The 14,552-nt window shown below is 73.2% G+C and carries 10 protein-coding genes and 1 pseudogene; 5 read left to right on the forward strand and 6 right to left on the reverse strand.

Annotated elements, in window-relative coordinates; all coding sequences use genetic code 11:
* Positions 1-62: 62 nt before the first annotated feature.
* A complete protein-coding gene (gene secA, locus SSBG_RS09945; RefSeq protein WP_008746033.1) occupies positions 63-2,858 on the reverse strand; it encodes a preprotein translocase subunit SecA in 2,796 nt (931 codons plus the stop codon).
* A 375-nt stretch (positions 2,859-3,233) separates the two neighbouring features.
* On the opposite strand from secA, the gene SSBG_RS09950 reads away from it, so the two are divergent.
* Entirely contained in the window at positions 3,234-4,460 is a 1,227-nt protein-coding gene (locus tag SSBG_RS09950) for a winged helix-turn-helix domain-containing protein (protein WP_008746034.1), read from the forward strand.
* A 174-nt stretch (positions 4,461-4,634) separates the two neighbouring features.
* Here the strand turns inward: SSBG_RS09950 and SSBG_RS09955 are convergent, their stop codons facing one another.
* Positions 4,635-5,363 carry an SDR family oxidoreductase gene (locus SSBG_RS09955; RefSeq protein ID WP_037871300.1) on the reverse strand — a complete coding sequence of 243 codons (729 nt, stop codon included), beginning with the start codon at positions 5,361-5,363 and terminating at the stop codon, positions 4,635-4,637.
* 97 nt (positions 5,364-5,460) lie between these two features.
* Between SSBG_RS09955 and SSBG_RS09960 the strand changes: the two genes are divergently transcribed.
* Entirely contained in the window at positions 5,461-6,336 is an 876-nt protein-coding gene (locus tag SSBG_RS09960) for a LysR family transcriptional regulator (RefSeq protein WP_037869390.1), read from the forward strand.
* A gap of 157 nt (positions 6,337-6,493) precedes the next feature.
* On the opposite strand, the gene SSBG_RS09965 is transcribed toward SSBG_RS09960, so the two are convergent.
* Entirely contained in the window at positions 6,494-7,147 is a 654-nt protein-coding gene (locus SSBG_RS09965) for a TetR/AcrR family transcriptional regulator (protein ID WP_008746037.1), read from the reverse strand.
* 146 nt (positions 7,148-7,293) lie between these two features.
* On the opposite strand from SSBG_RS09965, the gene SSBG_RS09970 reads away from it, so the two are divergent.
* Together SSBG_RS09970 and SSBG_RS09975 are read left to right on the forward strand one after the other, a co-directional pair.
* Complete coding sequence (locus SSBG_RS09970) at positions 7,294-8,052, forward strand: siderophore-interacting protein (RefSeq protein WP_050776749.1); 759 nt, start codon at positions 7,294-7,296, stop codon at positions 8,050-8,052.
* A 10-nt stretch (positions 8,053-8,062) separates the two neighbouring features.
* Positions 8,063-10,237 (forward strand): 2Fe-2S iron-sulfur cluster-binding protein, encoded by a 2,175-nt coding sequence (locus tag SSBG_RS09975; protein ID WP_008746039.1) that lies wholly within the window; start codon positions 8,063-8,065, stop codon positions 10,235-10,237.
* Positions 10,238-10,304: 67 nt separating this feature from the next.
* Here the strand turns inward: SSBG_RS09975 and SSBG_RS09980 are convergent, their stop codons facing one another.
* The 3 genes from SSBG_RS09980 to SSBG_RS09990 all read right to left on the reverse strand — a co-directional run bounded on the left by SSBG_RS09980 (position 10,305) and on the right by SSBG_RS09990 (position 13,312).
* Entirely contained in the window at positions 10,305-11,057 is a 753-nt protein-coding gene (locus SSBG_RS09980; protein ID WP_037869394.1) for a response regulator, read from the reverse strand.
* 391 nt (positions 11,058-11,448) lie between these two features.
* The gene (gene hpf / locus SSBG_RS09985; protein WP_037871301.1) at positions 11,449-12,159 is read right to left on the reverse strand and encodes a ribosome hibernation-promoting factor, HPF/YfiA family; all 711 of its coding nucleotides are present in this window, start codon (positions 12,157-12,159) and stop codon (positions 11,449-11,451) included.
* A 316-nt stretch (positions 12,160-12,475) separates the two neighbouring features.
* Positions 12,476-13,312, reverse strand: a complete 837-nt coding sequence (locus SSBG_RS09990; RefSeq protein WP_234010456.1) for a ComF family protein — start codon at positions 13,310-13,312, stop codon at positions 12,476-12,478.
* A 416-nt stretch (positions 13,313-13,728) separates the two neighbouring features.
* On the opposite strand from SSBG_RS09990, the pseudogene SSBG_RS09995 reads away from it, so the two are divergent.
* Positions 13,729-14,552 (forward strand): annotated as a pseudogene (locus tag SSBG_RS09995) (hydrolase); the annotation flags it as partial.

Here is a 14,552-nt window from a genome sequence, read left to right on the forward strand (position 1 = left end):
CGACGGTCACGAGCGGCGCGGGCGGGCTGGGCCGGCTTCCGCCGGGGCCGCGGCCCGTGCCGTCACTTCTTGCGGCGGCGCCCCTTCTGGGCCTTGCGGCGCTCGGCGCGGGTCATCCCGTCGCCCGCCGCCACCGGCTCGCCGGGCTCCCGCGAGAACTCGCCCTCGACCACGCCGCCCTCGCCGTCCACGGTCGGGGCGGAGAAGTGGAGGCGGTCGGCGCGCTGCGGGGCGTCCAGGCCCTTCGCGCGGATCTCCGGGCGGGCCGTACCGGCGGGCACGGCGTCCTCCGGGGCCTCGTCCTGGACCTCGACCTCCTCGACCTGCTGCTCGACCTGGACCTCCAGGTTGAACAGGTAGCCGACGGACTCCTCCTTGATGCCGTCCATCATGGCGTTGAACATGTCGAAGCCCTCGCGCTGGTACTCGACCAGGGGGTCCTTCTGCGCCATGGCGCGCAGCCCGATGCCCTCCTGGAGGTAGTCCATCTCGTAGAGGTGTTCGCGCCACTTGCGGTCGAGGACGGAGAGGACGACGCGGCGCTCCAGCTCGCGCATGATCTCGGAGCCGAGCTGCTCCTCGCGCTTGTCGTACTGCTCGTGGATGTCCTGCTTGATCGCCTCGGCGATGTACTCGGCGGTGAGCCCTGCGCGGTCCCCGGCCTCGTCCTCCAGCTCCTCGACCGTGACGCGCACGGGGTAGAGCTGGCGGAAGGCGTTCCACAGCCGGTCGAGGTCCCACTCCTCGGCGAAGCCCTCGGCGGTCTCGGCGGCCACGTAGGCGTCGATCGTGTCGTCCATGAAGTGGATGACCTGGTCCTGGAGGTCCTCGCCCTCCAGGACGCGGCGGCGCTCGCCGTAGATGACCTCGCGCTGCCGGTTGAGGACCTCGTCGTACTTGAGGACGTTCTTGCGGGTCTCGAAGTTCTGCTGCTCGACCTGCGACTGGGCCGAGGCGATGGCGCGGGTCACCATCTTGTTCTCGATCGGCATGTCGTCGGGCACGTTGGCCATCGACATGACGCGCTCGACCATCTGCGCCTTGAAGAGCCGCATGAGGTCGTCGCCGAGCGAGAGGTAGAAGCGGGACTCGCCGGGGTCGCCCTGACGGCCCGAGCGGCCGCGGAGCTGGTTGTCGATACGCCGCGACTCGTGGCGCTCGGTGCCCAGCACGTAGAGCCCGCCGAGGTCCTTGACCTCCTCGAACTCCGCCTTCACGGCCGCCTCGGCACGCTCCAGGGCGGCCGGGAGACCCGCGGCCCACTCCTCGACGTGCTCGTCCGGGTCGAGCCCGCGCTGGCGCAGCTCGGCCTCGGCGAGGTCGTCCGGGTTCCCGCCGAGCTTGATGTCCGTACCGCGACCGGCCATGTTGGTGGCCACCGTCACCGCGCCCTTGCGCCCGGCCTGGGCGACGATCGTCGCTTCCCGGTCGTGCTGCTTGGCGTTGAGCACCTCGTGCTGGACGCCGCGCTTGGCGAGCTGCTGCGAGAGGTACTCGGACTTCTCGACGGAGGTGGTGCCGACGAGGATCGGCTGCCCCTTCTCGTGCTTCTCCACGATGTCGTCCACGACCGCGTCGAACTTGGCGACCTCGGTGCGGTAGATGAGATCGGACTGGTCCATGCGGATCATCGGCTTGTTCGTCGGGATCGGGACGACGCCGAGCTTGTAGATCTGGTGGAACTCGGCGGCCTCGGTCATCGCCGTACCGGTCATGCCGGAGAGCTTGTCGTAGAGGCGGAAGAAGTTCTGGAGGGTGATCGTGGCGAGCGTCTGGTTCTCGTCCTTGATGTCCACCCCTTCCTTCGCCTCGATCGCCTGGTGCATCCCCTCGTTGTAGCGGCGGCCCGCGAGGATGCGGCCGGTGTGCTCGTCCACGATCATGACCTCGCCGTCGATGACGACGTAGTCCTTGTCCTTCTTGAACAGCTCCTTGGCCTTGATCGCGTTGTTGAGGTAACCGACCAGGGGGGTGTTCACGGACTCGTAGAGGTTGTCGATGCCGAGCCAGTCCTCGACCTTGGCGACGCCGGGCTCGTGGATCGCGACGGTGCGCTTCTTCTCGTCGACCTCGTAGTCGCCGGTCTCCTCGATGCCCTTGAGCTGGTTGCCGGGCTCGCCGCGCTCCAGGCGCTTCACGAGGCGGGCGAAGTCGCTGTACCACTTGGTCGCCTGGTCGGCGGGGCCGGAGATGATGAGCGGCGTACGGGCCTCGTCCACGAGGATCGAGTCGACCTCGTCCACGATCGCGAAGTTGTGGCCGCGCTGGACGAGTTCGTCCTGCGACCAGGCCATGTTGTCGCGCAGGTAGTCGAAGCCGAACTCGTTGTTCGTGCCGTACGTGATGTCGCGGCCGTACATCTCGCGGCGCTCGGCCGGCGTCATGTTCGACAGGATGCAGCCGATGGTGAGGCCCAGGAACTTGTGCACCCGGCCCATCACCTCGGAGTCGCGCTCCGCGAGGTAGTCGTTGACCGTGATGAGGTGCACGCCCTTGCCCGAGAGCGCGTTGAGGTACGCGGGGAGGGCGCCGACGAGGGTCTTGCCCTCACCGGTCTTCATCTCGGCGACGTATCCCATGTGCAGGGCCGCGCCACCCATGAGCTGCACGTCGTAGGGGCGCTGGCCCAGGACGCGCTTGGCGGCCTCGCGCACGGTGGCGAAGGCTTCGGGCAACAGGTCGTCCAGGGACTCCCCGTCGGCGAGGCGCTGCTTGTACTCGTCGGTGAGCGCGCGCAGCTCGGCGTCGGAGAGGCTGACGAAGTCCTCTTCGATGGAGTTGACCTGGTCCGCGATGCGGTGCAGCTTGCGCAGGATCTTGCCTTCGCCTGCACGCATGATCTTCGAGAGAACGGACACGAGGGTTGGTCTCCTTGCCGGTCGGGGCCTGGCACGGTCGAGTCTTCGGGCAACGGCCATCGTATGCGAGGACCCGCCCGCGCCGGGAGGTCTGCCGAGACAGTCAACGCGTCAGGCCCCCGGAAGGTGCCGGGGGCGTCCACCGCCACTTTCGGTGAGGAGGGCGGTACACACCGCAGCGCAGTATCCCTGCCCAGGCTGTGCGAGGGAACACCGGGGAGGCGCGCGGGTGCCGCGCCGGGGGGCCGGGGCGGGTCCCGGCGGGGCGGCGGGGGCGGTACGGCTCCCGGCGGCGGCGCGGCAGGCGGTGGACCGGACGCCGGTGGCCCCGGTGCCGGCGCCGCGATGTCGGTGGCCCGTCCTAGGCTGCACGGCATGACGACGCAGCCGCTCTCCCTCTCCGCCGACGAGGCCCGCCGTGTCGCGCTGCGCGCCCAGGGCCTGCTGGGCGCTCCCGACCGGCGCGCGGGCGCGCGGGGTGTGCTGCGGCACCTCGGCGCGGTGCAGCTCGACACGATCTCGGTGCTGGCCCGCTCGCACGAGCTGGTCCCGTACGCGCGCCTCGGCGCGATCGGCCGCCAGGCCGTCGAAGCGGCGTACTGGGCCCCGCCCGGGTCCCCCGCGCACGCCTTCGAGTACTGGTCGCACGCGGCCTGCGTGCTGCCCGTCGAGGAGTGGCCGCACTTCGCCTTCCGCCGCCGCGCCTACCGCGACCGTCCCTTGTGGGGCCACGAGGTCCCGGCGGGCGCGTACGAGAAGGTCCTCGCGCAGCTCCGCGACGAGGGCCCGCTGACGGCGACGGAGCTGGGCGGGGCGAAGAACGGCGGCGAGTGGTGGGACTGGTCGGCCTCCAAGGTCGCCGTCGAGCGCGCCCTCACCTACGGGGACGTGGTCTGCGTGCGGCGTACGGGCTGGCGCCGGGTCTACGACCTGCCGGAGCGGGCGCTCCCCGCCGCTCTGCTCCACGACGACCTGGACGACCCGGAGTGCTTCCGCCGCCTGATCCGCCTCGCGGCGCGCTCGCTCGGTGTCGGCACCCGCTCCGACCTCGCGGACTACCACCGGCTCAAGACCGAGCAGTTCGACGCGGTGATCGAGGACTGCGGTCTCGTCCCGGTCCGGGTCGAGGGCTGGGGGAAGCCCGCGTGGGCGGACCCGGAGGCGCTGGCGTCGAGCCCGCGCGGGCGCCACCGCACGACGCTCCTCTCGCCCTTCGACTCCCTCATCTGGGAACGCGCCCGCGCGGAACGCCTCTTCGGCTTCTCGCACCGGCTGGAGGCGTACGTGCCGAAGCCGAAGCGCGTGCACGGCTACTTCGCCATGCCGGTCCTCTCCGGCGGCCGGCTGATCGGCCGCGTCGACCCGGCCCGCGAGGGCACGACGCTCGTCGCCCGCCAGGTCTCCCTGGGCGGCGACATCCCCGGCACGGCCACCCCGCGCAAGGCCGTCGAGGGCACGGCGAAAGCCCTGGCCGAGGCGGCGGGCTGGGTCGGCTGCACCCGCGTCCGCGTGGACCGCGCGGACCCGCCGGAGCTGCGGGAGCCGCTGGAACGGGAGGCGACGCGGGCGCTCACGGCCCGGCTGGAGGGGGCGGAGGTCTGAGCGGTACGGGGACGTGCCCGGGGAGGGCGGCCGAGCGGGCCGCCGGGCTGACCGTGCGGACGGCCGGGCTGACCGTGCGGACGGCCGGGCTGACCGTGCGGACGGCCGGGCTGACCGTGCGCGCGACCGCGGGGGTTCCCGGCCCGCTCGCCACGGCACCACTCCCCCATCGCCTCACCACGGCACCACTCCCCCGTCGTCGAAGAAGCCCCCGCGCGGCCCGTCGTCCGGAAGCGTCGCGAGGCGGAGGGCGATCGCGGCACCCTCCGCCGGGGTGCGGTCCGGCTCGTGGCCGGTGAAATCGGTGGCGACCCAGCCGGGGCAGCAGGCGTTGACGAGGACCGGGGTGTCGGCGAGGCGGCGCGCGTACTGCGTCGTGAGGGCGTTGAGCATCGTCTTCGAGGGCCCGTAGGCGGCCAGGACGGGGCCGGTGCGCAGGGTCAGCGAGCCCATGGTGCTCGACACGTTGACGATGCGCGGCGACCGCGCGCGCCGGAGCAGCGGGAGCAGCGGGAGCAGCGCGTTGGTCACCCTGACCACGCCGAAGACATTGGTGTCGAGGACCGCGCGGACCACGTCGAGGTCGAGCGTGACCGGGTCCTGCGCGCCCTCCTCGGTGCTGCCGCTGATCCGCGCGTTGTTGACGAGCACGTCGAGCCGCCCCGCCTTCTCCGCCACGGTCCGCGCGGCGGCGGCGACGCTTTCCTCGGAGGTGACGTCGAGCGCGACCGCGAAGGCGCGCGCCCCCTCGGCCCGCAGCGACTCCGCCGCCGCCGCTCCCCGCGCCTCGTCCCGCGCCCCCACGGCGACCGTGAAGCCGAGGTCCGCGAGGCCCCGCGCGATCGCCAGGCCGATTCCCTTGTTCGCGCCGGTGACCAGCGCGGTCTTCGTCGTCTCACTCATGCGGTCCATGCTCGACGGGGCCGCCCGAGCCCGTCCAATACTGCTTCGGCCAGCTGTGATACCTGCCCGGTATCACCGTCCGGCCTAGGCTGTCCGTATGGATGACGACGCCTGGGACGTGGAGGTCCGTGAGCTGAGGTACTTCCTCGCCGTGGCCGGGGAACTGCACTTCGGGCGCGCCGCCGAGCGGCTCGGCATCACGCAGCCCCCGCTCTCCCGCGCGGTCCGGCAGCTCGAACACCGCCTCGGCGTCCGCCTGCTCGACCGGGACCGCCACGGCGTGACGCTCACGGTGGCGGGCGAGGTGCTGCGCACGGAGGCGGGGGCGGCGCTCGACGCGGTGGCGGCGGCGGCGCGCCGTACCCGCAGGGCCGGGGCCCCGGAGCGGGGCCTCGTGCGCGCGACGAAGGCGGGGGCTTCGCACGAGGTGCTGCGCGGACTGCTGGACGCGGCGGAACGCGAGCCGGACGTCCCCCCGGTCGAGGTGCTGCTGTGCAAGGTCGGCGAACAGGCGCGGCTGCTCCGAAACGGCCGTGCGGACGCCGCGCTCATGCACCGCCCGGTCGACGACCTCACCGGCTTCGACACGGAGGACCTGCACACCGAGGGCCAGGTGGCGATCCTCCCGGCCTCGCACTCCCTCGCGGCCCGGCCCCACCTCACGCTCGCGGAGGTCGGCGCCGTCCCGGACCTCCCGATGGCCCGCTGGCCGCGGCTCGACGGCACGTACCCGGACGGCCCGGGGCCGGAGGTCCGCACCCAGTCCCAGCTCGCCCAGCTCGTCGCCCTCGGTAGGACCTTGCTGGTCATCCCCGCGTCGAGCCGGGCCTGGCAGTGGCCCGAGCACGTCGCCGTCCCCGTCCTCGACGCCCCGCCCATCACCACGGTGATCGCCTGGCCCGCCCCCAGCCGGTCCCGCCCCCTGGCCGCCCTGGTCCGCACGGCGACGCGGCTGCGCACCGCCCCGGAGTGAGCCGCCGGCGGAACGGGGTCGGCTCCGTACGGGCCTCGCCTCCGGAACCGCCTCGGTCCGGAGCGGCCTCGCCTCCGGAGCCGCCCAGGCTCCGGACCGGCCCCACCTCCGGAACCGCCGGCGAGCCGCGCCCGCGAGTCGCCCGTGACCGCCCCGCCTACCGGGGGTCGCTTCCCCGTTCCCCGGCCGTGGACCGGTCCCCGCCCAGGTAGCGGGTGATCATGGCGACCAGCTCCGCCTCCAGCCTCTCGGCCTGCGGGGGATGCGGGGCCGCCATGAGCTGGTGGGTGTTCAACTCCACCGCTCCCACGATGAGTTGCGCCGCCATGTCGAGATCCCGCACGCGGACGTCCGGGTGGCGGGCGAAGACCTCGCGCACCTGGCTCACCCGGGCCGCGCCGTGCCGCTCGATCGCCTCGCTCAGGGCGGGCGAGACGGGCGCCTCCTCGATCATGATCCGCAGGAGCTGCGGGCCGTCGCGATGGTGGTCGATCGCGTCGCGTACGAGGGAGCGGACCACGTCCTCCAGGCTGCCGGGGGTCATGTCCGGCTCCTCGGCGCCCGCCCACGCCCCGCGGTCGATGTGCCGGACCAGCAACTCGGCGAGGATCGCGTCCTTGTTCGGGAAGTACTGGTACAGCGAGCCGATGGACATGCGGGCGTGTTCGGCGATCCGGTTGGTGGTGCCGGCCGCGTACCCGTACTCGGCGAAAACGTGAGCAGCCGCGCCGAGGATGCGCTCGCGGGTGAGCTCGGCGCGGACCTGCCGGGGCTTGCGACGTGGGGTGAGGCGGCGGTCGGGGGGTGCCAGCCCTTGCCCTTTCTGACCGGGGAAAAGCGAGTAGCAAATAGCTGAGCTTTTGCTCAGAAAACTGTCATGAGCTGCGGAAACAAGAGAACCCCCGGCCCGGGAGCCCTGCGGTGATCCCCCGGGTGAGCCTCCCCAGGGAGCGCCGGATGATCACCCTGGAGGTACGGGCGTGCCGGCCGGTCTCGCCCGGCTTCGCCCGCGTCACCCTGGGCGGTCCCGGCATCCGGCACCTCGTGCCGGCGGGAGCCGACCAGGCCGTCCGGCTCTTCTTCCCCCGGGAGGGACAGAGCGAGCTGAGGATGCCGACCGCGTCGAACGAGGCGTGGATGGCGCAGGTCCTGCTGATGCCGAAGGCGTCCCGTCCATGGGTGCGCAACCTGACCATCCGAAGCCTGCGGCCCGAGGAGCGGGAACTCGACATCGAGTTCGCCCTCCACGGCGGCTCGCCGATGACCTCGTGGGTACGCCGGGTCCGGCCGGGCGACCTCGCCGGGATCTTCGATCTCGGCACGATGTACCGGCCGCCCGCGCACGCCCGGGGGCGGCTCCTCGTGGGCGACGAGAGCGCGCTCCCGGCCGTCCTGTCGATCCTGGAGAGCGACCCGGCCCCTTCACCCGCCGAGGTCTTCGTGGAGGTGGCCGCCGCGCACGACTTCCGGTCCGTGTCGGTGCCGCCCGGGGTGCGCGTGCACTGGCTCGGTCGCGACGGCGAGAGCCCCGGTGTGCGCGCCCTGGAGGCGGTCCGCGCCGCCGCGCTGCCCGAAGGGCCCCTCTACGCGTGGGTGGCGGGCGAGTCCCGGCTCGCCACGACCGTCCGGCGGCACCTGGTGGGCGAGCGCGGTATGCGCAAGCGGGACGTCACCTTCTGCGGCTACTGGCGACTGGGCCGGTCGGCCCCCGGCTGAGAGAGGTTTCATGCGACAGCACAGCTCCGAGCCGGGCACGAGGCACCGGCTCACCACCGTGACGGAGGTCGAGGCGGTCCTCGGCCGCCCGGCCGCGCTGATCACGAAGAAGCAGATCAGCGTCCTGGACGCGGGGTGCCGCACCGTCCTCGCCCGCAGCCCCGTGGCGGCCCTCGGCTACCGCGAGGCGAACGGCACCGCCCGCACCACCTTCGTCGGGGGCACCCCCGGCTTCGCCCGCGTCCACTCCGCGCGGCGGTTCTCCTTCCCCGTCCCCGGGGCGGCCGTCGCCCCCGGCCCGGTCTCCCTTTTCTTCCTGCTGCCCGGTGTCGGCGAGGTACTGCGCGTCAACGGCACCGCGTCGGCCCTCAGGAACGGCGAAACGGCCGTGGACGTCGCCGAGGCGTACGTGCACTGTGCGCAGGCCGTCATCCGCTCCGGCCTGTGGGAGCCGCCCCCCGCGCTCTCCCCCGCCGTCGGGCGGGCCCCCGGCCGGGGACCCCTGGCCGGTCCGGGTGTCGGCGACTTCCTCGCCGCCTCGCCCTTCCTGGCCGTCTCCACCTGGGACACGGAGGGCGGCAGCGACACCAGCCCGCGCGGCGACCGGCACACCGTGGCGCGCGTCCTCGACGGGCACACCCTGGTGCTGGCCGACCGCAAGGGCAACAAGCGCGCGGACACCCTGCACAACCTGCTGCGGGACGACCGGATCGCCCTCGCCGCCCTCGTCCCCGGACGCGGCGGCGTCCTGCACCTCGGCGGGCGCGCCGCGATCACGGACGACGCGGAACTCCTCGCGCTGCGCGGCGTGCCCCCGCACCTCGCCCTCCTCGTCGACGTGGAGGAGGCGGAGGTGCGCGGCAACGACGCCGTCTCGCGTGCCCGCCTGTGGAGCCCCGGCGCCCGCCTGAGCGGCGCCGCGGCACCCGACATGATGGCCCTGGGCGGCGCCCATTTCGCCGCCAACGCGGCCGGGTCCGGGCGCTCGGCACGGCTGCTCGAACTCGTCACCGCCCTCCCCGGCCTGAGCAGGCTGATGCGGAAGGTGATGGACCGGGCCTACGTGTCCGGGCTGCGCAAGGAGGGTTACGACGAGGCCCGCGTCCCCGCCGTCGCCCGCCGTGGCGAACCGGGGGCGGGCGGGACGGCGGAGAGCCCGTCGCGCTCCGTGCGCGTCCGCGAGATCCGGCAGGAGACCCCCACCGTCCGCACCCTGGTCCTGGAGGACACGGCCGACGAGCCCCGTCCCTTCGACTTCCGCCCCGGGCAGTTCTTCACCGTGGTCACGGACCTCGCGGGCCGGCCCGTACGGCGCGCCTACTCGGCCTCCTCGGCGCCGGGCGCCACCCTGCTGGAGCTCACCGTCAAGCACGTGGCGGGCGGGCGGTTCTCCACCCACGCCCACCGCGACCTGCGCCCCGGCGACCGCCTCGCGCTGCTCGGCCCCTCCGGCGCCTTCCACGCCCCGGAACGGGCCCCCGAACACCTGGTGCTCCTCGCGGCCGGCAGCGGCATCACGCCCATGATGAGCATGATCCGCGCCCGGCTGTCCGACCCCTCGTCGCCCGGCAGGATCGACCTGCTCTACAGCAGCCGCAGCCTCGAAGAGGTCATCTTCGCGGACGACCTGACCCGCTTGGAGAAGGAGCACCCGGACCGGCTGGCCGTCACCCGTGTCCTCACCGGCCGCGAGGGACGGCTCGACGCCGGGCGCCTGCGCCGCTGGCTGACCGGCCTGCCCCTGACGGACTCCGCACACCACTTCGTCTGCGGCCCGGAAGCCCTCATGGACACCGCGCGGGAGGCACTGCGCCACCTCGGCGTGCCGGACGAGCGGGTGCACCGGGAGCGCTTCAGCGGCGGCGTCACCACCGCGACCACGGCGGCACCCCAGGAGCTGAGGGTCGAGAAGGACGGGGACCTCGTCGGGACCGCGGTGGTCGAACCCGGCCAGACCCTGCTCGACGCCGGTCTCGCGGCGGGGCTGCCCCTGCCGTACTCGTGCACGGTCGGCTCCTGCGGCGAGTGCGCGGTGCGCCTGCGCGGCGGCGAGGTCACGCAGCCCGACCACACCTGCCTCACGCCGGAGCAGCGGGCGCGGGGCCAAGTGCTGGCGTGCGTCAGTTGCCCGCTGTCCGGAGTGACCCTCGACCTCACCGGACCGGGCTCCCCGGAGACGGGCTGAGGGGAGGCCGTCGGCGGACGGGACGCCCGCGGCGGAGGAGACCACCGTCGGCGAACGGGCGGCGCCCTCAGCGGATTTCGAGGATCTTCTCCCGCATCGCGTACACCACCGCTTCCATGCGCGAGTGGAGTTGCAGCTTCTCCAGGATGTTCCGCACGTGGTTCTTCACCGTGTTCTCGCTGATGAACAGCTCTTTGGCGATGTCCCTGTTGTTCATCCCGGTCGCGACGAGCTTGAGGACGTCCATCTCGCGGTCGGTGAGCCGGGGCGCGGGGACGAGCCGGCGTTCGTCGGTGCGCTGGATCATCGACTTGAACTCGCTGAGCAGCTTCGACGCCATCGAGGGGCTGATCTGCGACTGGCCGTCCGCGACGGCGCGGATCGCGGTGGCGACCTCGTCCGTGGAGATCTCCTTGAGGAGGTAGCCCGTCGCCCCGGCCTTGATCGCGTCGTAGAGGTCGGCCTCCTCGTCGCTGATCGTCAGCATGATGATCTTCGCGCTGGGGGCGACTTCCTTGATGGCGGTGCACGCCTCGATGCCGCCGCGCTTCGGCATCCGCACGTCCATGAGCACGATGTCGGGAAGCAGATCCGTGGCCTTCTCGACGGCCTCGGAACCGTCCCCGGCCTCGCCGACGACCTCGATGTCCTCCTCCGTGGCGAGCACGATCTCCAGGCCGCGCCGGAAGAGCGCGTGGTCGTCCACGACCAGGACCCGGATCGGTTCGGCGCGGGGCCTCGGTTCGTCCTCATCGGGACGGCAACCGCCGGAGGCACCCCCGGCTTCCGCGTCCCGCCTCGGCCCGAAGCTGTCGGCCATCGTCTCTTCCCCCTGGTGCCACGACTGAAGGAGCCGACTCAACCGGTTGCGGCTGCGGGCCGGTTGGCCGGTCCGCCCAATGATTCCACGTCCCGCCCGCCCCGTGGGCCGCTCGGGACCTCGGCTTGAAGCCCTGGGGGCGCATCAGCGCACACCAGGGGCATCGACCAGAACCGGCGTGCGGAACGTAGCCCTCGCGCCCACCCGCGCTCCCCGCGCACTCCGGGCGCGCCCGCGACCCCGCCCTCCGCGTCCCGCACCGCGTACGGCGGCACCCCGCGCCCGGAATCCGCGACCGCTCCGCGATCCGCACAGGGCGGAGTCCCGTGACCGGCCACCGGTCACGGGACTCCCCCTGCCAAGGGGCCGCCTTTGAGGCGACGGAGGCCGCTCAGCTCTCCTGGCCGCCCAGCGCGCCACCCGCGCCGGCCGGTTCGGGGGCCTTCGCCACCATGGGGTCGCTCGACAGGTGGATGACGCCGTAGTCGTAGGCGTGCCGCCGGTAGACCACGCTCGGCTCCTTCGTCTCCGCGTCCACGAAGAGGTAGAAGTCGTGGCCGACCAGCTCCATCTCGTAGAGCGCCTGGTCGAGCGACATCGGGGCCGCCAGGTGCGTCTTCTCACGGACCACGAGCGGTCCGTCGCCCTGGACCTCCAAGGAGCCGACCTTCTTCGTCGGCACTCCGCCGTCGCTCTCCGGCTCCGGCTCGGCGAAGGTGCCGTCCTCGTTGAGCCCGGCGGTGCCCGGCACGCGCTCGGCGACCTCGGCCGCCGTCAGCCGCTCGGTGCCGCGCCGCGTACGGCGCTTGTCGTGCTCCTTGCGCATCCGGGCGGCGAGCTTCGCCACGGCGAGGTCGAGGGCCGCGTACGGATCGGCGGCGCACGCCTCGGCGCGGATCACCGGGCCGCGCGAGCGCAGCGTGATCTCCACGCGGTCGCAGCGGTCCGCCTGCCGCGGATTGTGTTCCTTGGACACCTCGACGTCCAGGCTCATCACTTTGCCGTCGAGCTTCTGGATCTTCTCCACATTCAGCTTTTCGGCCACATGCTTGCGGAACCGCTCGGGCACCTCGGTCTTACGGCCCTTGACGACGATGTCGATGTCCACGCAGAACTCCGTTCCCGGATTCACTCCGCCCGTGGCGGAGAACTCCCACTTGCACCAGGCCCCCGGAATTCCCGGAAGCCCCGGACACGGTGAACCTCCACCTCCTCCGCCCCGGTGGCTCACTCCCACCAGGGCCACGCCTTCATGACGAGGGGCGACATCTCGCGCGGGAGATCCCCGGCCCCGTGACCGGTGGTCCTCCCACCTCCGAACATATCTCGCCCGGTGGCCGAACGGCACCCGCTACCGGGCGATAACTCCGTTCAGGCGAATTACACCCCTTCCAGCCTGCGAAAACCGAAATTCTCGCTCACTTCCGGTTTATTTCGAAGGCGCGTGGAGAAACCGCGACGACGGCCGCCCGGACGGCCCCCGTGATCCTTTCTCCCGCCCCTCCGGGACGGATCGAACGATCTCCTCGCTGCACTCCTTCCACGTCTGCCGCGCGTAATGCGCGCGCGGCCTCGGCAATCGTCGCGCCGGTCGTCATGACGTCGTCCACGAGCACGAAGGCCGTGTGCGGCGGGGCCTCGCGCAGGAGCCGGAGGGCCCCGGCGCGTACCCGCAGCGCGCCCGCGAGGTTGGCCCGCCGCTCCCGCGCGCCGAGGCCGGCCTGGTCCCGTACCTCCCGGCAGGGCACGAGCGCGGGGAGGACGTGCGCCGCGCGGCCCTCGGCCCGCAACCGCCGCGCGGCGGCCCGCGCCAGCCCCGCCACGTGGTCGTGCCCCCGGGCCCGTACGGCCCGCCGCGCCGAAGGCACCGGCACGAGCACGACCGGCCCGGCACCCGCGCCTCCGGAACGCCCACGCCCGAACCCTCCGGCGCCGCGCGCCCCGTCGCCGTGCACTCCGCGCGCTTCCCCGCCCTGCCCTACCGCCGCCGCGAGCGCGGCGCCGAGCGGCCCGGCGAGCCCGAGAGCACCCCGCTCCTTGTAGGCCAGCACCATCGTCCGCACCCTCCCCTCGTAGGCGACCGCCGCGCTCACCCCCGGCAGGCCGGGCGGCCCCGGCTCGGGCCGTACCGCTCGCGCCTCCTTCCCGTCCAGCACCTCCCGGCACCCGCCGCACACGAGCGCCCCGGCCGAGCCGCAGCCCAGGCACTCGGCGGGCAGGACCAGTTCGGCGATCGCGCTCCACCACCCGTCCACACCCCCACGATCCCCCGCCCCCGGGCCCCGAACCCCCGCACCGGCCGATCTGTGGACAGACTCCCGAAACCCGTCACACGCCCCACTCGTACGAGTGAGCGCCGTCACAGAAACGGCCGGGTCGTCCACAGGCGAAACCCGATCATCGGCCCACGAACACCCACTGCGGCCCACGAACACCCACCTCGGCCCGCGAAGTCCCGCGCCCGCCCGCGAAGTGACGCACCCGCCGGCGCACACCCGCCCCGTCCCACGCACACCCGCCTCCACCCGCGCACACTCGCCCTCCGTCCGCCTCCGCCCGCATCCCGTGCCAACTCGCCCGCCGGGCACCGGCGTCCGGTCCGCCTCTTCGGGCACCCGCCCTGCCCCAAGGGCACCTGACGGGGCGCCGCCGGGGCCCTTAGGGTCCGGGAGTGAGCCTCTGGACTTCCCTCGATCCCGCCTCCGCGACTGTGGACCCGGGTGGCAGTACGACGGTGCGGCTGCGGCTGCGCAACACCGGTGACGTGGTGGACGAGTACCGCTTCGAGGCCGTGGGCGCCCTCGCGCCCAGGACCACCGTGGAACCTCCCTCGCTGCGCCTGTACCCGGGCACGACGGGCACGGTCCGCCTGGACTTCGCACCGCCGCGCACGCCCGACGCGGCGGCCGGGCCCCACCCGTACGCCGTCCGCATCACGCCCACGGAGCATCCGGAGGCCACGGCGGTCCCGGAGGGGAACATCACCGTCACCCCGTTCGAGGAAGTGCGGGCGGAGCCGGTCCCGCCGGTGGTCAAGGGCCGGTTCCGCGGCCGTCCGCGGCTCGCCGTGGACAACCTGGGCAACGTCCGGCTGACCGCGTCCCTGAGCGGCGGTGACGACGGCGACCAGCTCTCGTACGACATCCGCCCGGCCAACGTGCAGATCGAGCCGGGGCGCGCCGCCTTCGTGGAGACGACGCTGCGGCCGAAGCACGTCACGTGGTTCGGCTCCGCCGAGCGCCGCCCCTTCACCCTCGCGGTACGGCGCTCGGGGGTGGCCCCGCTCGACGTGGAGGGCACGTACGTGCAGCGGGCCTTCGCCCCGTGCTGGCTCGCGGCCTGCCTCGGCGTCCTCACGGCGCTGGTGATCACCTTCGTGATGCTGTGGATCGCCTACAAGCCGCAGGTCGCCACGGCGGCGACCGAGCAGCTCCAGCAGGCCGGCGCGGCCACCCTGCCGCCCAGCCCCTCGCCGACGCCCCGGGCCCCCGAGGC

The sequence above is a fragment of the Streptomyces sp. SPB074 genome, assembly GCF_000154905.1.
In the GTDB taxonomy this organism is placed as follows: Bacteria; Actinomycetota; Actinomycetes; order Streptomycetales; family Streptomycetaceae; genus Streptomyces.

What these genes read in the sequence shown, in the direction of transcription:
- SSBG_RS09950 (WP_008746034.1), top strand. Translation starts at nt 3,234, where the DNA reads ATGACGACGCAGCCGCTCTCCCTCTCCGCCGACGAGGCCCGCCGTGTC.
- SSBG_RS09955 (WP_037871300.1), bottom strand. Translation starts at nt 5,363, where the DNA reads ATGAGTGAGACGACGAAGACCGCGCTGGTCACCGGCGCGAACAAGGGA.
- SSBG_RS09960 (WP_037869390.1), top strand. Translation starts at nt 5,461, where the DNA reads ATGGATGACGACGCCTGGGACGTGGAGGTCCGTGAGCTGAGGTACTTC.
- SSBG_RS09970 (WP_050776749.1), top strand. Translation starts at nt 7,294, where the DNA reads ATGATCACCCTGGAGGTACGGGCGTGCCGGCCGGTCTCGCCCGGCTTC.
- SSBG_RS09975 (WP_008746039.1), top strand. Translation starts at nt 8,063, where the DNA reads ATGCGACAGCACAGCTCCGAGCCGGGCACGAGGCACCGGCTCACCACC.
- SSBG_RS09980 (WP_037869394.1), bottom strand. Translation starts at nt 11,057, where the DNA reads ATGGCCGACAGCTTCGGGCCGAGGCGGGACGCGGAAGCCGGGGGTGCC.